Here is a 21835-nt window from a genome sequence, read left to right as displayed (position 1 = left end):
CCCGGCCAAGTGGCAACTATCCTTGCCGTTATGGCAAACGAGGACTCCGCCGCGCTGGCCGCCGTCGGCCCCCGGCTGCGTGCCCTGCGCAACCAACGCGCGATCACGCTGACCCAGCTCGCCGACCTCACCGGCATCTCGGTGAGCACCCTGTCCCGGCTGGAATCCGGCAGCCGCCGACCCACCCTGGAGCTGCTGCTCCCGCTGGCCCGCGCCTACCAGGTGGCGCTGGACGAGCTGGTCGACGCCCCGGCCACCGGCGACCCTCGCGTACGCCCCAAACCGATCGTCATCCACGGCATCACGTTCCTGCCGTTGACCCGCCGACCGGGCGGCCTGCAGGCGTTCAAACAGATCTTCCCGCCGGATCCGTCCGCCGGGGAGCGAACCCCGCAGACCCACGAGGGGTACGAGTGGTTGTACGTGCTGTCCGGCCGACTGCGCCTGCTGCTCGGCGACCGTGACCTGATGCTGACCCCGGGCGAGGTGGCCGAGTTCGACACCCGGGTCCCGCACCTCGTCCTCAACCCCGGCCCCGGCACGGCGGAGGCCCTCAGTCTCTTCGGGCCGCAGGGGGAGCGGTTGCACGTTCGCGCCCGACCCGCCGCGGGCTGAGGCGCTGGCCCCGCTGGTGGCAGGCCGGGCGGCAGGGACTTCCGACCATGCTCTGCGCCACCGGACCGGTGATCACCGGCGACGCGGCGTGATCAGCCCCGACTCGTACGCCCACACGACCAGCTGGGCGCGGTCGCGGCAGTGCAGCTTCGCCATCGCCCGGTTGACGTGCGTCTTCGCGGTCAACGGACTGATCACCATTCGCAGGGCGATCTCGTCGTTACCCAGCCCGCGGGCGACGAGTTCGACGATCTCCTGTTCGCGCGCGGTCAGCACCTCGCGTCCGGCCGCCGGCTCGGCCGGCGGTGGGCCGGCCACGAACTCGCTGATGAGCGTACGTGTGACGGCCGGGGCGAGTAGCGCGTCGCCGCGAGCCACGACGGCAACGGCCTGCAGCAGGTCGGCGGGGTCGGCGTCCTTGAGGAGGAAACCGCTGGCGCCTGCGCGGAGTGCGGCGAACACGTAGGAGTCGAGCCCGTAGTTGGTGAGGATGAGGACGCGGACCGCGGCGAGGTCGGGATCAGCGGCGATGCGCCGGGTGGCCTCGATACCGTCGAGCCCCGGCATCTGCACGTCCATGAGCACGACGTCCGGCCGTAGGCGTCGCGACAGTTGGACGGCCGATGTGCCGTCGGTGGCCTCGCCGACGACCTCCAGGTCGTCCTCGGCGTCGAGTAGTGCCCGAAATCCGGCCCGCATCAGAGCCTGGTCGTCGACGAGCAGGACTCGAATCATGGTGGGCCGTCCAAGGGGAACGTCGCCCGTACCGTGAATCCGTGGTCGTCGCGGGCGGCGGCCCGCAGGGTGCCGCCCAGCCCGGTCACCCGTTCCCGCATGCCGCGCAGGCCCACGCCGGGCGTCGTCGTCCGGTCCGGCGACGCCTGGCCGTCGTCGGCGACCGAGACGGTCAGCTGCGCCGGGGCGTACTCGACGTGGATCTGCGCGGTGGCGGGACCGGCGTGGCGGGCCACGTTGGTCAGGGCCTCCTGGACGACGCGGTACCCGGCCTGGTCGACCTCGGCGGGTAGGTCCCGGGGCCGACCGGTGACGGTCACCTGCACCGGTACGCCGGCCGCCCGGGTCCGCTCGGCAAGCTCGTCCACCCGGGCCAGTCCGACGGGGTCGCCGTCGGTGGGGGAGCGGAGAACGTCGAGCGTCGTGCGCAGCTCCCGCATCGCGGCGCCGCTGGCCTCCTGGATCGCCAGCAACGTGGCCGACGGTTCCTCGCCGTGCTTGCGGGCCAGGTGCACGGCGATCCCGGCCTGGACCTTGATCACGGAGATGCTGTGGGTCAGCGAGTCGTGCAGATCCCGGGCGATGCGCAGGCGCTCCTCCCCGGCACGACGCAACGCCATCTCCTCGCGGGTGCGTTCGGCCTCGATCGCCCGTTGTTCGACCTGTTCCAGGTACGCCCGACGCTGCCGGGCGACGAGCCCGGCGACGTTGGCCGCCACAAACCAGCCCAGCAGGAGGGCGGTCCGCTCGACGATCAGCTGCCCGGGCCGGTCGGCGGGCGCGACCGAGATGTCGCGGGCCAGAAAGCCGCCGAGGAAGACCAGACTGGCCGAAGCGGTGGCCGATCGGTGCCCCCGCCAGGCGGCGACGTACGCCACGCCGAGGACGGGGAACGCCGCGGACACCCCAGGGTGCACCCGGACGTGCAGGGCCAGCATGGCGGCGGTCACCACGCCCAACGCCACCACCGGGTGACGCCGGCATACCGCCAGGCCCGCTGCCATGGCCAGGACCAGCAAGACGTCGACCACCCGCACCGGAGCGGCGTCCGGCGCGAGCGCGGCATTGCCGAGCAGGAGGCCACCGAGGGCGAGGCCGCTGAGGGCGTACGGCAGGTCGCGACGCATGCTCGCACTGTAGAACGGGCCGCCACCCGCGAGCATCCACCGCCTGCGGTAGGTGGGCGTACTGCGGACGCGGTATCGGCGGCCAGCCAAGTGCCTGCGGTGGCACGACGCTTTTCCGACCCCTCAGGTCAAGCATCGAACCCATGACATACCGCTTCTTCACCCCCGCTCCAGCGAGTACGGCGACCGGTCTGACCGGCGAGGTCTACCGGCAGCTGAGAGACGAGTTCCTCGGGCCGGCGCCCACCTTCCAGGCGCTCGCGGCCGTGCCGGAGGTGCTGGCCGCGACCTGGTCGCTGATGCGTGAGGCCCTGCTCGCCGGGGACGGGTCCCGGGTCGACCGCGAGATCGTCGCGTCGGCGGTGTCCCGGGCCAACCGCTGCCGGTTCTGCGTCGACGCCCACGTCATACTGCTGCACGCGCTGGGTGAGCACGAGGTGGCCGAGGTCATTGCCCGTGGCGGGACGCCGTCCGAGCCGAGGCACGCCGAGCTGGCCGCCTGGGCGCAGGCGAGCCGCAGCCCGATGGCCGCCGGCTGGACCAGTCGGTACGGCCCCGAGGTCACCGGCACCCTGCTCGTCTTCCACTTCATCAACCGGGTCGTCTCGGCGCTGCTCGACCCCGATCTGCTGCCCGGCGGCCTGCAACGCTCCTCAGTGGTGCGGTCGGTCGGGGGCCGGCTCTACGCGAGGACGGCCCGGGAACCGAGGCAACCCGGCCGCAGCCTCCCGCTGCTCGACGCCGGTACGACGGAACCACCGGCCTGGGCGGGGGAGAGCCCGGTCGGCGTCGCGTACGCGGCCCTGAGGAACGCCGCCATGCAGGCCGGGGACCTGCTGGGCGACGTGGCGCGCCAGACCGTCACGGCAACCGTGCGCTGGGAGGACGGCCGCTACCCGGCCCGGCCCTCGGACTGGGCCGTCGACCTGGTCCGGGACGTACCCGGAACGGACCGCGTCGGGACCCGGATCGCGTTGCTGGCGGCGTTCGCACCCAGCGCGATCAGCGTGGGCGACGTGGCCCTCTGGCGGCTCTCCCATCCCGCCGACGCCGATCTCGTGCGGCTCGTCGCGTACGGGGCGATCACGGCCACCGATCACGTCGCCCGGGCCCTGACCTCGGCACACCTCTAGGAGCTCACCATGCGCAAGGCATTCGTCATCGTCAGCATCCTGTTGCTCGTCTCGTTCGCCCTGCAGTTCGTCTTCGCCGCCGTGGGCGGGTTCACGAAGCCCGCCGGCGACGGCGCGTACGCCCTGCACAGCGTCAACGGGATGGCGGTCATCCCCGTTCTCACAGTGCTCACCGCCCTGTTCGCCGCGCTGGCGAAGGCGCCGGGCCGGGTCATCGGACTGGCGGTCCTGCCTCTCGGGCTCGTCGTCGTGCAGGCGTTCATCGCCATGCTCGCGAACGCGTCCACCGACGCCGCGGGCGCCAGCACGCCGCTCGGCCTGACCATCGCCGGGCTGCACGCGGTCAACGGAATCATCGCTGTGCACGTCGTGGTCGGCGTGTTGAGGGCAGCGCGACAGCTGGACCGACCGGAACCTGTCGACGCCGCACCCGTTACGGTTCTCGAGGGGGAGCCGGCATGACCACCGGCTCGCTGCTCGCGGCCGACCTCGTGATCGCGGTTCTGGCGGCCGGCGGATGGCTGGGCGGTGGTGCGGCGTCCGCCGCTCGGCGTCGCCCGCTCGCGCTGGGGCTGGCGGCCTTCGCGCTGCTCGCCACGCTCGCTCGCGCGGTCACGATCACCGCGCTGGCCCGCACCGGCTGGTGGTTCGCGGCGGAGAAGGTCCTCATCGCCGCCCCACTGTCGCTCGCGGCGGTGGCCGTCGCCGGGCCGCGGTTGCTGCGGGCCGCGGGTGACATCCGGTCCGTCGCGGTCCCGCTCCTCTTTGCCGGGTACGCGCAGAGCAGCGCCCTGCTCGTGACGCTCCTGCACGGCTATCCGGCGTCGGCGGGTGTGGGACTGCTGGCGGTCGCCGGGGTGCTGGCGGCAACGGCGGTCTCGTGGCTCGCCCTCGGCGCGCGCCCGTCCCGGACGGTCTCCCGGGCGGCCCTCGGGATGGCGGTCGCGGCGCTGGTCACCGGAACCGGGCTTGTCGTCGCCCCGACCGCCGCGCCCGGCATACCTCATGATCATGAATACGGGGATGCGCGGACCGTCGGCGAACCGACCAGGCGGTTCACCCTGACGGCCGCGACCGCCACGGTGCGGGCGGGCGGCCGGGACGTCCCGGCGTGGGCGTTCAACGCGCAGGTCCCCGGGCCGGAGCTGACGGCCACCGTCGGCGACGTCATCGAGGTGACCTTGCGCAACCGGGACATCGCCAAGGGCGTCACCCTGCACTGGCACGGGTACGACGTGCCGAACAGCCAGGACGGGGTGCCCGGAGTGACCCAGGCGGCGGTCCGGCCCGGGCAGGAGTTCGTCTACCGGTTCCGTGCCGACCAGGTCGGCACGTACTGGTACCACACGCATTCGGTCTCCGACGTCGGCGTGCGGATGGGCCTCTACGGTGTCCTGGTGGTGCGCCCGACGGCGGTGACCGGCGTCGACGTCACAGTGCCGGTGCACACTCTGGCCGGTGTCGCGCTGCCCGAGCCGAGAACGGAGCCGGTGGAGGCGGGGGTGCCCGTGCGGTTGAGGCTGATCAACACCGACAGCACGACGCACCGGTACGCGTTGGCCGGCACCCCGTTCCGGGTCGCCGCGATCGACGGATCCGACCTGCACGGCCCGACCCCGCTCGTGGACACTGCCGTGTCGATCCCGGCCGGGGGACGCTACGACCTGGTGTTCACCGCGCCCGCCACGCCGGTCGCCCTGTTCGTCGATGGCCGGGCCGTCTACTCGACCGGACCCGTCTCGGCGGCCACCACCGCCTGGCCGGTGTTGGATCCGCTCACCTACGGCGGCGCTTCCGCGCTGCCGTGGTCCCGGTTCGACAGGAAGTTCACCCTCGTCCTCGACCGCGGCCTGGACCTGCGTGGACTGCTCCCGCGATACGCCCACACCGTCAACGGCGCGGCCGACCCGGACATCCCACCGCAGGTCGTACGCCTCGGTGACGCCGTGAAGTTCACGATCGTCAACCGGTCCCAGATCGTGCACCCGTGGCATCTGCACGGCCATCACGTCCTGGTGCTGTCCCGCAACGACCGGCGGGCGACGGGCAGCCCGTTGTGGTTGGACTCGTTCGACGTACGCCCCGGCGACGTGTGGGAGGTGGCGTTCCGGGCCGACAACCCAGGAATGTGGGCCAACCACTGCCACAACCTGGCGCACGCCGAAGCCGGCATGACGCTGCACCTGATGTACTCGTGAGGGAGCCTCCGGCGCGAGGCCGGAGGCTCCCTGGTGTTTGTGCCCGGTCAGTTGAGGGCGTAGATCTCCGCGGCGGTGGTCCACGGGTTGCCGTTGACCTCGCTCAGGGCGCGCAGCCGCAGGTACTGCCCGGTCTTGGCGGTGAACCGGACCTCCTTCTGGCTGGCGTTGTTGGCGAAGGTGCCGGTGGCCACGGCCGTTCCCCAGTTGACGCCGTCAGTGCTGACGTAGACCTCGTACTGGCCGATGCGTCCGTTGGCGGCACCGGAGCCGCTGTCCTGCCGGGGCAGGTAGCGGATTCCGGAGACGGAGTAGCTCGCACCGAGATTGATCTGGATCTCGTGGGGCATCGGGGCGTTGCCGCCGGTGTACCTGGTGTGCCAGATCGTGCTGAGGTTGCCGTCGAAGGCGTTGGTGGCCGCCCCGTTCTCGGCGGCGGTCTCCTGGCTGTCCGTGTACTTCAGCGACCAGCCGGCGCGGGGGATGACGCCGGCGCTGGGCACGCAGACCGTGCTCAGCTGGTGCGCGCCCCGGTCGGGACGGCATCCCTGGGTGACGGCGCCACCGAAGTAGTCGCGGCTGCCCGGCGCGGTCATGACCTGGCCACTCGCCAGTGCCGGTGAGCCGGCGCGCAGCCGGTAGCCACCAGCGTCACTGATCGAGGTGGCGGTGCCCGGCGAGACCAGCAGCGGATCGGCGGTGATCTTGTTCGAGTCGGTGGGTTCGCCGGCCGGGTGCTGGCCGTAGAACACGTTCGAGTCGAACAGCAGAGCGCCGGCGTTGTAGCTGGCCTGGGTCGTGGTCACGTAGAAGATGTTGTTGTAGAACTCGACGTTGGCACCGGCTGAGCCGTTGCCGTTGTTGATGATCTGGGCTGCCTCGCCCACGTAGAAGACGTTGTTGTAGATCTTCGTGTTGGTGAGCTTCCCGCAGACCAGGTCGAAGATCTGGCCGCGGTCGTTCTGGCTGATGTTGTAGCGCACGATGTTGTCCTTGGTGGTGGAACCCCCGCCGTTGCACAGCAGGATGAAGCCGCCCTCGTTGTCGTGGCTGTAGTTGTACTGGTAGATGGTGCGGATGTTGCCCTCGTCCAGGTCGAAGCCCTGGCCGTCACAGGTGCTCCGGCCACCGCTGACCTCGTTGAACTGGAACAGGGCGTCGTTGATGTTCCAGCCCCAGATGCCGGCTGCGCACTGCGCTGGCTCGCGGACCCGGAAGCCGTCCACCCGGTTGTTCTCGACCAGGGCGCTCTGGGTGTGGTGCACGTCGATGGCGTCGCCGCCGATGTCGGTGACCGTGTTGCCGCGTACGACGACCCGGGTCTGCGGAAGCCAGTTTCCGCAGGTGGAGCCGCAGTTCGGGTTGGCCAGTTCGGGCCGGACCATCCAGCGGGTCCAGAAGTGGATGCCGTAGCGGTCGACGGTGGCGATCGTGTTGTTGTTGATCAACACGTCATCGAACTTCGTCTGCGTGGTGTAGCCGAGGACCTCGAAGAAGATGCCGGCGCTGGCGTCGTCGTCCTTCTTGGTCTGGTTGCCGTTGACGTCGTGGACGCTGAGCCCGGTCACCCGGTAGTAGGTGCCGGTGCCGGAGTTCTCGCGGATGATGTGCACGCCACGGCGGGTGGCGATCGCCGACCCCTTGTTGGAGATGTCCAGGTTGCGGATCTCCCAGTACTGCTGGTTGTAGAGCTTGACCACGTCGACCACGGCGCCGTTGCCTGCGAGCACCGGCTTGGCGCCGCTGCCGTACGCGTCGATGATGATCGGTGCGCCGGCCGCGCCGGAACCCTTGGGGAAGAGTTGCTGGTTGGCGCAGGTCGTGCCTCGCCGGATCAGGATCTGATCTCCGGCGGCGAACGTCCTGGCGTTCACCGGCGTGAAGCTGTTCCAGGGGCTGGCCTGGGTGCCGCTGCCCGAAGTGCTCGCGGAGCAGTCGACGTAGTAGTTCGTTGCGGCTGCCGCGGCGGGGGGTGCGGCGACCAGTATCGCGGTGGCTAGCGTGGTCAAAGCCACCAACGAGGACCTGAACAAACGCATCGGAAGTCCTAACCATGGGGGTGGTGGGGGAGAAGTTCACTTCCTTGGAGCTGTGCTGCGCGTACGACCGGGGGTAAGGCCAGCGACGGGCCCGGGGGACCGCGGGCTCGTCGGCCGGCGCCGGTCCGGGTCACCGGAACTTTCGGTTGTAGTCCGCGAGAAGACCGATCAGGACGGCGAGCGCCACGAGCATGATCGCGAGGTTGCCCCATCCGACCGTGGGCCGGACGACCACCACGGTGACGACGCAGACGAGCGCGATCAGCAGCCGGGCGACGATGAGCAGAGTGGCTCGCGTGGATTCCTTCATGACATCCCTTTCTCGGGCCTCAGCCCTTGACGCCGCCGGCAGCCATGCCCTGGATCAGGCGACGCTGGATCAGCGCGTACAGGAGCAGCACCGGGACGATGACGATGACCATGCCGGCGTAGAGCCGCCCGGGGTCTGCGGCCGCCTTCTGCGCGGCCATCAGGTTGAGCAGGCCGACCTGCAACGTCTTGCCCTCGCCGGGCAGCAGGGTCAGCGCGATGACGAAGTCGTTCCAGTACGCCAGGAAGTTGAACAGGATCACCGTGGTGACCGCCGGCCGGGCCATCGGCAGCATCACCCGCGTCATGATCCGGAACCGGGACGCGCCGTCCAGCAGCGCCGCCTCCTCGAACTCCGCTGGAATCGAGCGAAAGTACGCGGTCAGCAGATAGATCGTGAACGGGATGGAGGTCGCCGCGTAGACCAGCGAGAGCATCGCCGGGTTGTCGAGGAAGAACCCGTCCGGGAACACGTCGACCAGCGCGCGGTCCCAGTCGACCAGCATCAGGAAGATCGGCACGACGATGTAGTTGACGTTGACGAACAGCCCAGCCAGCAGTGCCACCTCGACGATGCCCTTGCCGCGGAACTCGTACCGGGCGACGACGTACGCCGCCGGCACCGAGACCGCCAGCACGAAGACCAGGCCGAGGAGCGTGACCAGGACCGACGTCGCGAAGTAGCGGCCCATCTGCGCGCCGCCGAACGCGTCGACGTAGTTCTGCAGGTGCAGGCCCTCGGGCAGGGTCCAGGGGCTGCCGAAGAACTCGCTCTTGCGTTTGAGTGAGGCCACCAGCACCCAGGCGACCGGGATCACGATGAGCAGCGTGATCCCGCCGACGAGCAGGTGGGTGAGGCCACGGCCGGGCCGTGGACCGGATTTGTTGATCGTGGTCATGGGAGTGTCCTCTAGAACTGGAGGGGCTCACGCCGGGTCGCGCGGCTCACCAGGAGCGACACGAGGAACGAGAAAGCGAAGATCACCACGCCGATGGCCATGCCGTAGCCGTAGGCCGAGTTCGTGTACGCCTGCTTGTACATGTAGCTGAGCAGCACCTCGGAGGCGCCGTCCGGGCCACCGCCGGTCATCGCGCGAACCAGCACGAAGCTGAGGTTGACCGCGCTGAGGATGAAGAAGGTCAACGTCGTGCGCAGGTTCTGCCAGATCAGCGGCAGCGTGACGGCGAAGAACTGCCGGCTGGCCGAGGCGCCGTCGAGCGCGGAGGCCTCGTACAACTCCTCCGGGATGCTCGCCATGCTCGACATGTAGATGACCATGTAGTAGCCCAGCGACTGCCACAGCATCGCGGTCGCGACCGAATAGAGCACCACCTTCTGGTCGCCCAGCCAGACCTGTTGCAGTCCGTCCAGCGAGAGCAGCCGGAGTGTGCCGTTGAGCAGGCCGTTCTCCTGGTCGTAGACGGCCGAGAAGATGGCCGCGATGACCACGACCGAGAGCACGTTCGGGATGTAGAGCACGAACCGGTAGAAGGTGTGGCCGCGCAGCTTCTGCCGGGTCATGACTGCCGCGAGGAACAGGCCCATCCCCATCGTCACCACGGTCACGACCACGAGCAGCGCGACAGTGTTCTGGAACGCGCGCAGGAACTGCTCGTCGTCTGCGAGCTTGGCGAAGTTGTCCAGGCCGACGAACCGCATCTGCGCCGAGAAGCCGCTCCAGCTGTAGAGCGACATTCGGAACACGCTGACGGTCGGCCAGATCATGAACAGCGCGAACAGTGCCAGCGCCGGCAGCAGGCACGCGGCGACGAACCGACCGTCGCCGCGCCGGCCGCGTGCGGCGGAGCCACGCGCTGACGCCGGGGACCTGCTGGGCGTACGCCTGCTGGTGCCCGTGGGTGGTGGAGTGAGGGTCGTCGTCACCGTGACCAGTCCTTGGTTCTCGCGGGGGAGGGGATCGGCGGCAGCCCGGTCCCGGGCTGCCGCCGGGGCGTCACTTGCCCGCTTGCCGCAGCTTCTCGCTGGCGTCGTTCAGCGCGGTCTGCCACTGGTCGACGGTCTTGTCACCGCTGATGATGCTGTTCGCGGTGTCGAAGAGCGTGCCCTTGATGTTCACGCCCTCGACCGGCGCGGTGCTGGCGAAGCCGCCAACCAGAGCGGTGACGGTCGGGTCCTCGTAGAGCTGGTAGAACGGGGCGATCTCGGCGGGCAGCGTCGAGGCGATGCCCTTGACCGGCTGGATCGCGTTGGACTTGGCGAAGATGCCGGCGGCCTCGTCGGAGTAGAGGTACGCGACGAAGTCCTTCGCGGCGTCCTTGTTCTGGGCTCCGCTCGGAACCCAGGCCGACTCGACGATCGTGGTCAAGTAGCGCTTGCCACCTGCGGTGACCGCCGGCAGCGGAGCCATCGCCCACTCGAACCCGTTCGCGCGCGGCGCGTCCTTCATCTCACCGACGACCCACGTGCCGTTCGGCATGAACAGCGTCTTGTTGTCGAGCAGCGACTGCTGGTTCTTGGTGAAGTCCTGCTCGTTCGCGTACCCCACAGTGGTCTTCGCCGCGTAGCTCAGCAGCTTGGTGGTGATGTCCAGGACCTGCCGGGCCTGGGCGGTCTTCCAGACGCCGTCGGAGTAGGTCATGACGTCCTTGTAGAACTGGTCACCGCCCACGTCGGCGAGCAGCGCGAAGAAGAACGAGTCGAGGTAGCCCGCGGTCGGGTAGGTGAACAGCGCGATGCCCTGGGCCTTGGCGGTGTCGCCGAGCTTGAACATGTCGTCCCAGGTGGCGGGGACCTGCCAGCCCTTCTGCGCGAAGAGGCCCTTGTTGTAGACCAGGCCGGTCGGCGCGTAGTACATCGGCATCAGATAGGTCTTGTCGTCGTTGTACGGGTTCGTGCTGAGGTTGCCGACGATCCCGTCGGCGAGCTTGGCCCGCACCGTGGTCTGCTCACCCGGCACGGTCATGTCCAGGACGCCGGTAAGGTCCTCCAGCGCCTTGTCCTTGACCAGCGTCTCGGCGAGCGCGGCCTTGCGGCCCTGGGGCAGCACCACGACGTCCGGGAACTTGCCGGCCTTCATGTTCGGGCTGATCTCGTCCTCAAGGGTCTTCGAGAGCTGCAGCTGCACGTCCACATCGGGGTGCTTGGCCTTGTACGCCTCGACGACCTGGACGTACATGTCCCGGCCGTAGCCGCCCTCGAAGGCCGCGACCTTCAGGGTCTTCTTGCCGTCGGCGTTGTCGTCGCCTCCGGAACAGCCCGCGATCAGGCTGAGCGCTGTCGTCGCGACGACAGCTAGGACGATGGGTTTTCTCAACATGGGGGTGGTCCTCCGGGGCGGGGCGCACATCGGTGCGGGAGTGATCGGCATGCACGGGGGCGCGGTCCGCTAGATCACTGGGGCGGGCCGCGCGTTGTTACTGTGGCACCCGTAACATGAGCCGTCAAGAACGACGTGCCGACGGCATGACCGTTAGCGGGCGCGCGGCGCCGCTGTCGACTCCCGGACTATCAGGGTCGCCGGCGTCAGCGTTTCGCCGTCTTCGTCGGTGCCGAGCAGGAGCGCGACCGCAGCCGCCCCGGAGCGGTAGAAGTCCTGCCGAACGGTGGTGAGCGGCGGGTGGCAGTACGCGGCCAGCTCGATGTCGTCCACGCTCACGATCGACACGTCCTGCGGCACCGACCGCCCGCGCTCCCGCAGCGCCTTGATCACGCCGAAGGCCATCTCGTCACTGGCGACGAAGACGGCGGTGACCTCGGGAATCATCGCGAGGATCTGCCCCTGGCGGTAGCCCGACTCGGGCGACCAGTCGCCCTCCAGCGCCGGTGGCGCGTCGATCCCGGCAGCCGCCAGGCACTCCTGCCAGCCCTGCCGACGTTGCCGTGCCTCGATCCACTCGTCCGGCCCGGCCACGTGCCACACCTGGCGGTGCCCCGCGTCCAGCAGGTGCTGGGTGGCCGTGCGCCCCGCCTCGTGCTGGTCGATGCCCAGCACCCGCGCCCCGGTGGTGCGCGAGCCGTCCACCGTGACGGTGGGAATGTCCCGCGTGATGTCCTCCATCCGCTGGGTCACGGAGATCAGGGGGACCGCGATGATGATGCCGTCGACGCCCTGGTCGGAGAGCTTGAGCAGGGATTTCTCCATCAACGCGGTGTCCAGCTCGGCGAGGGTCGCGATGCTCACCGAGTAACCCGCCTGACCGGCCGCCGCCTCCACCCCGGCGGTCACCGCCGAGCGCGAGTAGTAGCCGCCGGCCTGCAGCAGGACCAGGCCGAGCGTGAAGCTTCGACCCGAGGACAGCAGTCGGGGAGCGCCGTTGTACCGGTATTTGAGCTGCTCGACCGCGTTGAGCACGCGACGCCGGGTCTCCGCGTTGACGTTCGGCGAGTCGCGCAGCGTGCGCGAGACCGTCTGCGCCGACACACCGGCGGCGCGTGCCACGTCAGCCATGCTCGGCTGCCTGCCACGCATTGTCGCCTCGGTCATCCGCCCCGCCCTCCTGAGAACCCGGTACGGCGGCATCCTAGCGCCATTGTTACGGATGGCACGGGTAACATAGGCTTCCGCCATGATCGAGACGACCCGGCCGGGCAACACACTGACACCGTTGAACAGGCCATCGCCCGCGCTCGGCTGGAGCGACAGTCAGCTCCACCGACACGGCGTCCCCCACCGCATCCTCTCCGGCGCCCTGCACTACTTCCGGGTCCACCCGGAGCTGTGGCGCGACCGGATCCGGCGGCTGGCCGACCTCGGTCTCAACACCCTCGACACGTACGTGCCGTGGAACTTCCACCAGCCGCACGCGGACCGCGCGCCCCGCTTCGACGGCTGGCACGACCTTGAGGCGTTCGTCGCGCTCGCCGGTGAAGAGGGCCTCGACGTCGTCCTGCGGCCCGGCCCGTACATCTGCGCGGAGTGGTCCAACGGTGGCCTGCCAGCCTGGCTCACCGCCCGCGACGTGGTCCTGCGCAGCTCCGACCCGGCGTTCACCGGGCCGGTCGAGCTTTGGTTCGACGAGCTGATTCCCCGCATCGCACGGCAGCAGACGCAGGCGGGCGGGCCCGTCGTGGCGGTGCAGGTCGAGAACGAGTACGGCAGCTACGGCGACGACGAGGCGTACCTGCGCTGGATTCGCTCGGCACTGCTCGACCGCGGCATCACCGAGCTGCTGTTCACCGCCGACGGCCCCACCGAACTGATGCACGACGCCGGGACGGTGCCCGGAACACTGGCCGCGGCCACCCTCGGCTCGAAGCCCGAAGCCGCCCGTAGCCTGTTCGCCCGGCGCCGGCCCGACGAACCGTTCGTGGTCGCCGAGTACTGGAACGGCTGGTTCGACCACTGGGGCGAGCGACACCACGTCCGCGCGGTGGACAGCGCGGTCAAGACTCTCGACGCCATCATCGACGAGGGCGGAAGCGTCAGCCTCTACATGGCACACGGAGGCACCAACTTCGGCCTGTGGGCCGGCGCCAACGCGGACCGAGGCCGGCTGCAGCCCACCATCACCAGCTACGACTCCGACGCGCCAATCGCCGAGGACGGCACGCTGACCGCCAAGTTCCACGCCATGCGCGCGGCACTGGGCGCGACCGGACAGCTGCGAGTTTCCGAGCGGATGCCGGTGCTCCCGCCGGCACAGGTGCCGCTGACCCACCGTGCCGACCTGATCGCCGGCCTGCGCGCCGTGCCCACCCCGGAGTCGACCGGTGCACGACCGGCGACCTTCGAGCAGCTCGGCCTGGACGCCGGGATGGTGCTGCTCACCGCCCACCCGAGGATCCCCACGGGTGACCACGTCGTCATCCTGACCGACGTACGCGACCGGGCGATCGTCCTCGTCGACGGTGTGCCGATCGGTGTCGCCGACTCCGAGCATCCGGAGCTGCCGATTCGCGGCACCGGTGCGGCAGTGCGCCTGGAGATCCTGGTGGAGAACCTGGGCCGTATCAACTACGGCCCGCTGGTCGGTCAGCACAAGGGCCTGCTCGGGCCGGTGCTCGTCGACCGTCGGATCGTGCACGGCTGGACCAGCTCGCCGATCGCCCTGTCCGAGTGGACACCGGAGGACCTGCGCCGCGCCACCTCTGCCGGGCCGGCCAGCACCGGCGCCGGTTTCGCGGTGGCGACAGTGTCCATCGAGAAGCCGGCCGACACCTTCCTCGCCCTGCCCGGGTCGGTGCACGGCCTGGTCTGGGTCAACGGATTCCTGCTCGGCCGCTACTGGGACATCGGCCCGCAGGTGACGCTCTACTGCCCCGCGCCACTGCTGCGCGCCGGCGAGAACACGGTCGTCGTACTGGAGACCGACCGGCTCGGCCCGGTCCTGGAGTTGCGCGACCATCCTGAGCTGGGCCCCACCGAGGAGTACGTGGAGGAGTTCGACTGACCGTCTGACCGGGCCCCGGTCGCCCGCCCGCGAGCGGTCCTCCGGGGCCCGACAGGCCGGTCAGGCGCGATTGCGACGACGCTTCACCAGCAGGAATCCCAGGCCGACCGCGAGCACTGCGGCACCGCCGCCGGCGGCGAGCGGCAAGACGGTCGAGCGACCGCCACCGGCGGTGAGCTCCTCGGAGCCGAGCTCGGTGACCGGCTCGGAGCCGTCGGTCACGGCTTCCGTGCCGGCGCTCGCGCTCGCACTGGGGGTGGGAGTGGCCGCGTTGGGGGTCGGGGACGCGGACGGGGACTTCGAGGGGGCCGGGTCGATGGCGGCGAGCGAATCGCCGTTCAGCGCGACCTTGACCTTGGCCTGACCACCGCCGGAGGACACGACGGCGAGGGACAGCTTGCTCGCCTTGTCCGTCAGTTTGGTGATGGCGTCCGCGTTCGGCGGTGCGTTGTTGGTGGCAGTCTTGTCCGCCGTCGTGGTGTCGATGAGTGACGAGGCACCGTAGGAGCCCTTGGGGACACGGTAGGCGTGGACGCCCTCGAGCTTCGCGTCGAAGTTGCCGGCCGCGTGGCGGTACTCGATGACGAGCCGGTCGCCGCCCAGGGCGATGTCCAGGGCCCGGACTCCGCTGCCCTTGCCGTGCAGGGAGCGCAGCGTGTAGACCCCCGACTTGGTGACCTTGAGAGACGCCCCGTCGTTGAGCCATCCGGCACGGATCATCTCCGGTGCGGAGAAGCCGGCCGGCCGGTACCCACCGGCCATGATGGTCGTGTGGCTGGCGCCCCCTGACTTGCACGCGCCCAGGTTGCCGCCGGTGCACTTGACGCGACCCTGGTGCCCGAAGCCCAGGTTGTGTCCGAGTTCGTGGCCGACCACGTCGATGCCGCTGGCGGTGCCGTACAGGTTGATCCAGGTGGTCGGGCCGGGGAGGGTGGCGAGGCCGGCCCAGGGGCAGTTCGTCTTCTGTGCCGGGAAGACGATCGACAGGCTCTCGTAGTCCTTGCCCGCGACCAGGCCGCGCTTGGTGAGCTCCTCCCGGGTCATCTGATTGATCTTGCCTTGAGGGCAACCGGCGGCGCTCAGGTCCAGCTTGATCGGGCCGAGGAACTGCTCCGGTACGGCGGGCACCAGCGTGTACTGCCCACGCGACAACTCCGACAGGTACGACGCGGCCGAGTCGCTCTTCGCGCCGAAGTAGGTGTCCGGCGTGGACGCCTTCACCTTGTCCGGGAACTGGAAGGAAGCGTCGTTGAACTCGACCAGAACGGGGAGGATCTTCCTCTTCACCGGGGCGGCGGCCGCGGGGGTGCCGGGGAGCGTGGCGGTGGCCAGCACGGCGATGCCTGTGGCCAGAGCGATGCGGCCGAGGGCAGACAGCTTCATGGGGTCCTGTTCCTTCAAGGGGATGCCTGGGCGCCAAGGACGCCGGTGTCCGTGGCTGTACGACTGGTTTCGGCAGCGTCGGGCCGCGCCAGCCCGGCGGAGCTGAAGCGGCTGATGACGAGGGAGTCCTGCCGGTCTCGTGCAGGTTCGCGATGGAGCCGTGGCCGCAGGTGGAGCCGGGCCGGCCACCCGCGCTGGACCAGTGAGCCAGGGGCGAGCAGCGAAGGGGACGATCGGGAGGAAAGAAGTCAGGAGCAGCCGAAGCTGCCGCATGCACCACATCCTATGACATCCTATGTCTGATGTCGTATGAACCTAGGGCGCATCGATGTGTCCGTCAAGTGTTCGCTCCTGGGTCGACAGACCGAACATCGCCGGGTGGGTCGCGACCCAGGCCCAGCGCCGTCACCGCACCGCCTCGGCGCAGCGCAGGCAGCCTCGACCGCCGTCGATTGGTGGCACGCACGGCGCGCAGTCTCGGCTCGTGGTCCAGGGCCTGGGAGGGTGGCGGGGCTATCGTGCACCTCGTGACCCACGAACGCGAACTGTCCTCACCTGTCGAGCTGTGCCAACCGGGCGGGCGGCTCAATCCCGCGGCGGTCGGCTGGACACGCCGCCCGCTGCACACCGCGAACCTGCGCGGCTGGGGCCGGACCAAGCGGTGGGAGTACTGGGGCATCGTGACGCCGCAGCACATCGTCGGGCTGGTCGCCTCGTCGCTGGACTACGCCGGTGTGCACAGCGTCTATGTGCTCGACCGGGCAAGCGGCACCGAGACGAAGGCCGACGTGGTGGTGCCGCTGGCGCGCGGAACGGTGCTACCGCCGCGCAGCGGCGTGGGCGAGGTTCGTGCACAGGGCGGTGGCCTGGCGATCCGGATCGCTCAGCGCCCGGACGGCACCGCCATCTCGGCGAGCGCCCCCGGAGTACGGCTGGAGGTGGACGTGCCGTTGCCGGCCGGTCACGAGTCGCTCGGCGTGGTCGTGCCGTGGAGCCCCACTCGATTCCAGTACACGGTCAAGGACGTCGGCCGCCCTGTCCTCGGCACACTGGAACTGCACGGCCAGACGTACGAGATCGGTGGGCCGGACGCGTTCGCCGTGCTGGACCACGGTCGCGGCAGATGGCCGTACGCGATCACGTGGAACTGGGCCGCCGGTGCGGCACCGGGACGGGCGATCCAGCTCGGCGGTCAGTGGACCGACGGCACCGGGGTCACCGAGAACGGCCTGTTCGTCGACGGCCGGTTGCACAAGGTCGGTGAGGAACTGCGCTGGACCTACGACCGGTCGGACTGGCTTCGCCCGTGGCGGATCAGCGGGGAACGGGTCGAGGTCGAGTTCCAGCCGTTCCACGAGAAGGTGGCCCGCACCAACCTGGGTGTCGTCGCGAACGAGACGCACCAGTGTTTCGGGCACTTCTCCGGCTGGGCGAAGACGGACGACGGGACGAAGGTGAGCCTCGACGGGCTCGTCGGCTGGGCCGAGGAGGCACGCAACCGCTGGTAGCAGTCGCGTGGTCAGCCGTCATCGGACCACTTCGAACTGTGGACACCTCCGCTCCGTGTTTATGATCGACAACCCGGGAGGGGCACGGAAGCCAGGCCGCTCGGTGCGGCCTCGAGCAAGAGGTGAGGTGCGCGACGGTGAACCGCGAGGCGTACGCCTGCTGGGTGCGTGAGCCCGGCGCGGCGGAGATCCGGCCTGTGACGCTGCCCGCTCCGGGGCCCGAGGAAGTGCTGGTCCGAGCCCGGTACTCGGGGGTCAGCCGGGGCACCGAGACGCTGGTCTTCGCCGGCCGGGTGCCTGCCGACCAGCACGCCGCCATGCGCGCGCCCTTTCAGGAGGGTGACTTCCCCGGCCCGGTGAAGTACGGCTATCTCAGTGTCGGCGTGGTCGAGCAGGGCCCGCCGGACCTGCTCGGGCGCACGGTCTTCTGCCTGCACCCGCACCAGAGCGCGTACGTCGTGCCGGCCACCGCCGTGGTGCCTGTGCCGGACGGGGTGCCTCCGGCCCGGGCGGTGCTCGCCGGCACGGTGGAGACCGCCGTCAACGCGCTGTGGGACGCGGCGCCGCTGGTCGGTGACCGGGTCACCGTCGTGGGTGCGGGCATGGTGGGCTGCTGTGTCGCCGCGCTGCTCGCCCGTTTTCCCGGCGTGCACGTCGAGCTGGTCGACACCGACGCCCGGCGGGCCGGGGTGGCCGGCGCGCTCGGCGTCGAGTTCGCCCAACCGGACGACGCGACCGGCGACCGGGACCTGGTGGTGCACGCCAGCGCCACCGGCGCCGGGCTGCAACGCTCGCTGGACCTGCTCGCGCCGGAGGGCACTGTCATCGAGCTGAGCTGGTACGGCGACCGCCAGGTGCAGGTGTCGCTGGGTGGGGCGTTCCACTCCGGCCGGTTGAGCGTACGCAGCAGCCAGGTCGGCATGGTCGCGCCCGCCCGGCGTGGGCGGCGCAGCTACGCCGACCGGCTGGCGCTCGCCCTCGACCTGCTCGACGACCCGGCCTTCGACGCCCTGATCACCGGTGCGTCCCGGTTCGCGGAGCTGCCCGACGTGCTTGCCAGACTGAGCACGGGCGACCTGCCCGCGCTCTGCCACCTCATCACCTACGACGACGGGGAGTGACAGTGTTCAGCGTGACCGTTCGGGATCACATGATGATCGCCCACAGTTTCCGGGGCGACGTGTTCGGCCCGGCCCAGCGTCTGCACGGGGCCACCTTCGTGGTGGACGCGACGTTCCGCAGGCCCGACCTGGACGCCGACGGCATCGTGGTCGACATCGGCCTGGCCACCGAGCAGCTGCGGGCCGTGCTGGGCGAGCTGACCTACCGCAACCTCGACGACGAGCCGGCCTTCGCCGGGGTGAACACCACCACCGAGGTGCTGGCCCGCACCATCGCCGACCGGCTGGTCGAGCGGGTCCACGCCGGTGACCTGGGCGCGGGGGCGCGTGACCTCACCGGCATCACCGTCACCCTGCACGAGTCGCACATCGCCTGGGCGAGCTACGAGCGTTCGCTGTGATCGATGCCGGTCCGACGGCGTCCACCGGCGGGTCGGACACGACCTTCCGCACGGTGCACGTCGTCCTGCCCGGTGACATCGACGACGTGGCCACTCCCAGCGGTGGCAACACGTACGACCGGCGGGTCTGCGCGGGGCTCGGTGAGCGCGGCTGGTCGGTGCGCGAGCATCCGGTGCCCGGCGCGTGGCCGGCCCCCGACCCGGTCGACCGGGCGAAGCTGACCGAGCTGCTCGACGCAACGCCCGACGACGCCGTGGTGCTGCTCGACGGCCTGATCGCCTCGGCAGTGCCGGACCTGCTCGTGCCGCACGCCCGCCGGCTGCGCCTGGTCGTCCTCGTGCACCTGCCGTTCGACGACGAGGCGGAGGCCCGGGCGCTGACCACCGCCCGGGCCGTCGTCACCACCAGCGAGTGGACCCGCCGTCACCTGGTGGCCCGCCATCCGGCGCTCGCCGACCGGATCCGGGCGGCCCCTCCCGGGGTGCGGCCGGCACCGCCGGCACCCGGCTCGGTCACCGGCGACCGGCTGCTCTGCGTCGCGGCCGTCACGCACCACAAGGGGCACGACGTGCTGGTCGACGCGTTGTCCACGCTGGTCGGGCTGCGCTGGACGATGGTGTGCGCGGGCACCCTGACCCGGGAGCCGGGCCTCGTGCGGCGGCTGCGGGAACGGCTCACGGGCGCCGGCCTCACCGAGCGGGTACGGCTCGTCGGTCCGCTGACCGCAGCGGCGCTGGACGCCGCGTACGCCGACGCCGACCTGCTGGTCCTGCCGTCGCGGGGCGAGACGTACGGCATGGTCGTCACCGAGGCGCTGGCGCGCGGCCTGCCGGTGCTCGCCACCGAGGTCGGCGGGTTGCCGGAGGCGCTCGGTCACACGCCCGGCGGTGACCGGCCGGGCCTGCTCGTCGCCCCGGACGACCCCGCCGCGCTGGCCAACGCCTTGACCCGCTGGCTGACCGACGACCCGCTGCGGGCCCGACTGCGGCGTGCCGCTCTGGCCCGGCGCGACACCCTGACCGACTGGCCGGTGACCACCGCGTTGCTGGCCGCCGCGCTGGAGGAGGTGGCGGGATGACCGTCGAGGAGACCCTGCCGTTCGCCGACTGGCTGCGACTGCGGGAGCCGGCCGACGCGGCGGCGCGTGCCGAGGACCTGTTGGACGCCGTTCGCCCCCGACTGGCCGGTGACGCCCCGACGGTGATCCACGACCTGGGCAGCGGCACCGGCTCGATGAGCCGCTGGGTGGCACCCCGCTTGCCCGGCCCGCAGCACTGGGTGCTGCACGACCGCGACGCCGACCTGCTGGCCCGCGCCGCCGAGGGCATGACCGGGGTGACCGCCTCCGACGGCGCCCCGGTCACCGTGAGCACCCGCTGCGGTGACCTCACCCGGCTGAGCGCCGCCGACCTGGCCGATGCTTCGCTGTTCACCGCGTCCGCGCTGCTGGACATGCTCAGCGTCGAGGAGATCGAGCGGGTGGTGGCCGCCTGCGTGGGCCGGCCGACCCTCTTCGCCCTCTCGGTGACCGGGCGGGTCCGGTTCACCCCGACCGATCCACTGGACGCGGTGGTCGAGGCCGCGTTCAACGACCACCAACGGCGTACGGTCGACGGCCGCCGGCTGCTCGGCCCGGACGCCGTCACCGCCACCGTCGCCGCGTTCGCCCGGCGGGGCGTGCACGTGCGAGAACGGCCCAGCCCGTGGCGGCTGGGCCCGGAGCACGCCGACCTGGCCGCCGAGTGGTTCCGGGGCTGGCTGGGCGCGGCCTGCGAAGAGCGTCCCGACCTGGCCGGCCCGGCCGAGGCGTACGCCCGGCGTCGGCTGACCGACGCGGCGGCCGGGCGGCTCACCGTCCTGGTCGAACACAGTGACCTCCTCGCCGACGGATGAACCGTTCTCACCCTGGGTACGTGGACTAGGGCAAGTGGACGATCTTCAAGGGGAGGGCCGACGCCGATGTTCTGGGCCTGGGCACGAGTGGTCGGTGGGGTGGGTCTGCTCGCCGTCCTGTTGTGGCAGGTGGGCACCGGCCCGTTCCTCGCCGGGGTGCGACTGATCGACGCGCCGGCGCTGGCCGCGGCGCTGGTCATCGGGGTGCTCACCACTGTCTGCGCGGCATGGCGGTGGAGCCTGGTCGCCGGTGGCCTGGGCGTGCGGCTGCCGCTGGCCACCGCCGTGGCGCACTGCTACCGGGCCGTCTTCCTCAACGCCACCCTTCCCGGCGGTGTGCTCGGCGACGTGCACCGGGCGGTCCGCCACGGCAGGGACGCCGGTGACGTCAGCCGGGGCATCCGCGCGGTGGTCTGGGAACGCACCGCCGGGCAGGTGGTGCTGGTCGGCGTCGCGCTGGTGGTGCTCGCGGCCTTCCCGTCTCCGGTGCGGCCGTACCTGCCGATCGCCGCCGGGCTGCTGCTCGCGGGCGGGGTGGTCACCGTGCTGCTGGCCCGGGCCGTGCCGAACGCCGGCCCCTCGCGCTGGGCGCTTGCGATGCGCACCGCCGTGGCGGACGTGCGGTCCGGGCTGCTGGCCCGCCGCACCTGGCTCGGCGTGCTGATCGCCTCCGCGGTGATGGTCGCCGGTCACCTGGCCACCTTCCTGGTGGCGGCACGTACCGCCGGATCGGACGCCCCGCTGTCACGACTGCTGCCGTTGACGCTGCTCGCCCTGCTCGCCATGGGCCTGCCGTTGAACGTCGCCGGCTTCGGCCCGCGCGAGGGGGTGGCCGCGTGGGTGTTCGGCGCGGCCGGCCTCAGCGCGGCCGAGGGCGTCGCCACCGCCACCGTCTACGGTGCACTGATCCTGGTCGCCAGCCTGCCCGGAGCCGCCGTGCTGCTGGCCCGGCGCAACCGAGTTCCGGCCGCCCCCCGGGAAGCCGCCCCCGCCGGCGGCTGTTGAGTCGGTTGTGAGACGT

The 21835-nt window shown here is 70.8% G+C and carries 20 protein-coding genes; 11 read left to right on the top strand and 9 right to left on the bottom strand.

From position 1 onward, the window contains the following. The first annotated feature begins 30 nt into the window (after positions 1–30). Positions 31–615: a helix-turn-helix domain-containing protein gene (locus CLT68_RS24060; RefSeq protein ID WP_088948553.1), complete on the top strand. Its 585-nt coding sequence runs from the start codon at positions 31–33 to the stop codon at positions 613–615. 72 nt (positions 616–687) lie between these two features. Here CLT68_RS24060 and CLT68_RS24055 read toward each other — a convergent pair whose 3' ends face one another. Further along, on the bottom strand, positions 688–1350 hold the full coding sequence (locus tag CLT68_RS24055; protein WP_088948552.1) for a response regulator: 663 nt from the start codon (positions 1348–1350) through the stop codon (positions 688–690). Further along, entirely contained in the window at positions 1347–2477 is a 1131-nt protein-coding gene (locus CLT68_RS24050) for a sensor histidine kinase (protein WP_099857561.1), read from the bottom strand. The genes CLT68_RS24055 and CLT68_RS24050 overlap by 4 nt, the downstream gene beginning before the upstream one ends. Before the next feature lie 143 nt (positions 2478–2620). On the opposite strand from CLT68_RS24050, the gene CLT68_RS24045 reads away from it, so the two are divergent. Genes CLT68_RS24045 through CLT68_RS24035 form a run of 3 tightly spaced genes read left to right on the top strand, consistent with a single transcriptional unit; the run spans position 2621 to position 5808 of the window. After that, positions 2621–3610 carry a carboxymuconolactone decarboxylase family protein gene (locus CLT68_RS24045; protein ID WP_099854237.1) on the top strand — a complete coding sequence of 330 codons (990 nt, stop codon included), beginning with the start codon at positions 2621–2623 and terminating at the stop codon, positions 3608–3610. A 9-nt stretch (positions 3611–3619) separates the two neighbouring features. Next, on the top strand, positions 3620–4072 hold the full coding sequence (locus tag CLT68_RS24040) for a DUF6220 domain-containing protein (protein ID WP_099854235.1): 453 nt from the start codon (positions 3620–3622) through the stop codon (positions 4070–4072). Further along, positions 4069–5808, top strand: a complete 1740-nt coding sequence (locus tag CLT68_RS24035; RefSeq protein WP_099854233.1) for a multicopper oxidase domain-containing protein — start codon at positions 4069–4071, stop codon at positions 5806–5808. The genes CLT68_RS24040 and CLT68_RS24035 overlap by 4 nt, the downstream gene beginning before the upstream one ends. Before the next feature lie 47 nt (positions 5809–5855). Here the strand turns inward: CLT68_RS24035 and CLT68_RS24030 are convergent, their stop codons facing one another. The 6 genes from CLT68_RS24030 to CLT68_RS24005 all read right to left on the bottom strand — a co-directional run bounded on the left by CLT68_RS24030 (position 5856) and on the right by CLT68_RS24005 (position 12565). Further along, positions 5856–7823, bottom strand: a complete 1968-nt coding sequence (locus tag CLT68_RS24030) for a discoidin domain-containing protein (protein ID WP_158240919.1) — start codon at positions 7821–7823, stop codon at positions 5856–5858. Between the two features lie 154 nt (positions 7824–7977). Beyond that, positions 7978–8157, bottom strand: a complete 180-nt coding sequence (locus CLT68_RS24025) for a DUF6903 family protein (protein WP_099854229.1) — start codon at positions 8155–8157, stop codon at positions 7978–7980. A 19-nt stretch (positions 8158–8176) separates the two neighbouring features. Next, complete coding sequence (locus CLT68_RS24020; protein WP_088948546.1) at positions 8177–9055, bottom strand: carbohydrate ABC transporter permease; 879 nt, start codon at positions 9053–9055, stop codon at positions 8177–8179. Between the two features lie 11 nt (positions 9056–9066). Then, the gene (locus CLT68_RS24015) at positions 9067–10041 is read right to left on the bottom strand and encodes a carbohydrate ABC transporter permease (RefSeq protein ID WP_231927418.1); all 975 of its coding nucleotides are present in this window, start codon (positions 10039–10041) and stop codon (positions 9067–9069) included. Between the two features lie 70 nt (positions 10042–10111). Further along, on the bottom strand, positions 10112–11434 hold the full coding sequence (locus CLT68_RS24010) for a carbohydrate ABC transporter substrate-binding protein (protein ID WP_099854227.1): 1323 nt from the start codon (positions 11432–11434) through the stop codon (positions 10112–10114). A gap of 153 nt (positions 11435–11587) precedes the next feature. Continuing rightward, entirely contained in the window at positions 11588–12565 is a 978-nt protein-coding gene (locus CLT68_RS24005; RefSeq protein WP_231927417.1) for a LacI family DNA-binding transcriptional regulator, read from the bottom strand. 118 nt (positions 12566–12683) lie between these two features. Between CLT68_RS24005 and CLT68_RS24000 the strand changes: the two genes are divergently transcribed. Continuing rightward, a complete protein-coding gene (locus CLT68_RS24000) occupies positions 12684–14507 on the top strand; it encodes a glycoside hydrolase family 35 protein (protein WP_099854225.1) in 1824 nt (607 codons plus the stop codon). A gap of 60 nt (positions 14508–14567) precedes the next feature. Here CLT68_RS24000 and CLT68_RS23995 read toward each other — a convergent pair whose 3' ends face one another. Beyond that, on the bottom strand, positions 14568–15890 hold the full coding sequence (locus tag CLT68_RS23995) for a hypothetical protein (protein WP_099854223.1): 1323 nt from the start codon (positions 15888–15890) through the stop codon (positions 14568–14570). A gap of 527 nt (positions 15891–16417) precedes the next feature. On the opposite strand from CLT68_RS23995, the gene CLT68_RS23990 reads away from it, so the two are divergent. The 6 genes from CLT68_RS23990 (at position 16418) to CLT68_RS23965 (ending at position 21819) form a co-directional block, all read left to right on the top strand. Then, positions 16418–17398 (top strand): DUF2804 domain-containing protein, encoded by a 981-nt coding sequence (locus tag CLT68_RS23990; protein ID WP_099857559.1) that lies wholly within the window; start codon positions 16418–16420, stop codon positions 17396–17398. A gap of 137 nt (positions 17399–17535) precedes the next feature. Then, positions 17536–18519, top strand: a complete 984-nt coding sequence (locus CLT68_RS23985) for an NAD(P)-binding protein (RefSeq protein ID WP_099854209.1) — start codon at positions 17536–17538, stop codon at positions 18517–18519. 2 nt (positions 18520–18521) lie between these two features. Next, a complete protein-coding gene (locus CLT68_RS23980; protein WP_088948537.1) occupies positions 18522–18920 on the top strand; it encodes a 6-pyruvoyl trahydropterin synthase family protein in 399 nt (132 codons plus the stop codon). Continuing rightward, positions 18917–19999, top strand: a complete 1083-nt coding sequence (locus CLT68_RS23975) for a glycosyltransferase family 4 protein (RefSeq protein ID WP_486482293.1) — start codon at positions 18917–18919, stop codon at positions 19997–19999. The genes CLT68_RS23980 and CLT68_RS23975 overlap by 4 nt, the downstream gene beginning before the upstream one ends. Then, entirely contained in the window at positions 19996–20814 is an 819-nt protein-coding gene (locus CLT68_RS23970; RefSeq protein WP_099854207.1) for a class I SAM-dependent methyltransferase, read from the top strand. The genes CLT68_RS23975 and CLT68_RS23970 overlap by 4 nt, the downstream gene beginning before the upstream one ends. A 66-nt stretch (positions 20815–20880) precedes the next feature. Next, a complete protein-coding gene (locus tag CLT68_RS23965; protein ID WP_099854206.1) occupies positions 20881–21819 on the top strand; it encodes a lysylphosphatidylglycerol synthase transmembrane domain-containing protein in 939 nt (312 codons plus the stop codon). Positions 21820–21835: the final 16 nt, after the last annotated feature.

This window comes from Micromonospora sp. CNZ299 (assembly GCF_002754415.1).
The sequence above is the reverse complement of the archived record's forward strand: the minus strand, read 5'-3'. Positions and strand labels throughout refer to the sequence as shown.

What these genes read in the sequence shown, in the direction of transcription:
- CLT68_RS24060 (WP_088948553.1), top strand. Translation starts at nt 31, where the DNA reads ATGGCAAACGAGGACTCCGCCGCGCTGGCCGCCGTCGGCCCCCGGCTG.
- CLT68_RS24055 (WP_088948552.1), bottom strand. Translation starts at nt 1,350, where the DNA reads ATGATTCGAGTCCTGCTCGTCGACGACCAGGCTCTGATGCGGGCCGGA.
- CLT68_RS24050 (WP_099857561.1), bottom strand. Translation starts at nt 2,477, where the DNA reads ATGCGTCGCGACCTGCCGTACGCCCTCAGCGGCCTCGCCCTCGGTGGC.
- CLT68_RS24045 (WP_099854237.1), top strand. Translation starts at nt 2,621, where the DNA reads ATGACATACCGCTTCTTCACCCCCGCTCCAGCGAGTACGGCGACCGGT.
- CLT68_RS24040 (WP_099854235.1), top strand. Translation starts at nt 3,620, where the DNA reads ATGCGCAAGGCATTCGTCATCGTCAGCATCCTGTTGCTCGTCTCGTTC.
- CLT68_RS24035 (WP_099854233.1), top strand. Translation starts at nt 4,069, where the DNA reads ATGACCACCGGCTCGCTGCTCGCGGCCGACCTCGTGATCGCGGTTCTG.
- CLT68_RS24025 (WP_099854229.1), bottom strand. Translation starts at nt 8,157, where the DNA reads ATGAAGGAATCCACGCGAGCCACTCTGCTCATCGTCGCCCGGCTGCTG.
- CLT68_RS24020 (WP_088948546.1), bottom strand. Translation starts at nt 9,055, where the DNA reads ATGACCACGATCAACAAATCCGGTCCACGGCCCGGCCGTGGCCTCACC.
- CLT68_RS24010 (WP_099854227.1), bottom strand. Translation starts at nt 11,434, where the DNA reads ATGTTGAGAAAACCCATCGTCCTAGCTGTCGTCGCGACGACAGCGCTC.
- CLT68_RS24005 (WP_231927417.1), bottom strand. Translation starts at nt 12,565, where the DNA reads ATGGCTGACGTGGCACGCGCCGCCGGTGTGTCGGCGCAGACGGTCTCG.
- CLT68_RS24000 (WP_099854225.1), top strand. Translation starts at nt 12,684, where the DNA reads ATGATCGAGACGACCCGGCCGGGCAACACACTGACACCGTTGAACAGG.
- CLT68_RS23995 (WP_099854223.1), bottom strand. Translation starts at nt 15,890, where the DNA reads ATGAAGCTGTCTGCCCTCGGCCGCATCGCTCTGGCCACAGGCATCGCC.
- CLT68_RS23970 (WP_099854207.1), top strand. Translation starts at nt 19,996, where the DNA reads ATGACCGTCGAGGAGACCCTGCCGTTCGCCGACTGGCTGCGACTGCGG.
- CLT68_RS23965 (WP_099854206.1), top strand. Translation starts at nt 20,881, where the DNA reads ATGTTCTGGGCCTGGGCACGAGTGGTCGGTGGGGTGGGTCTGCTCGCC.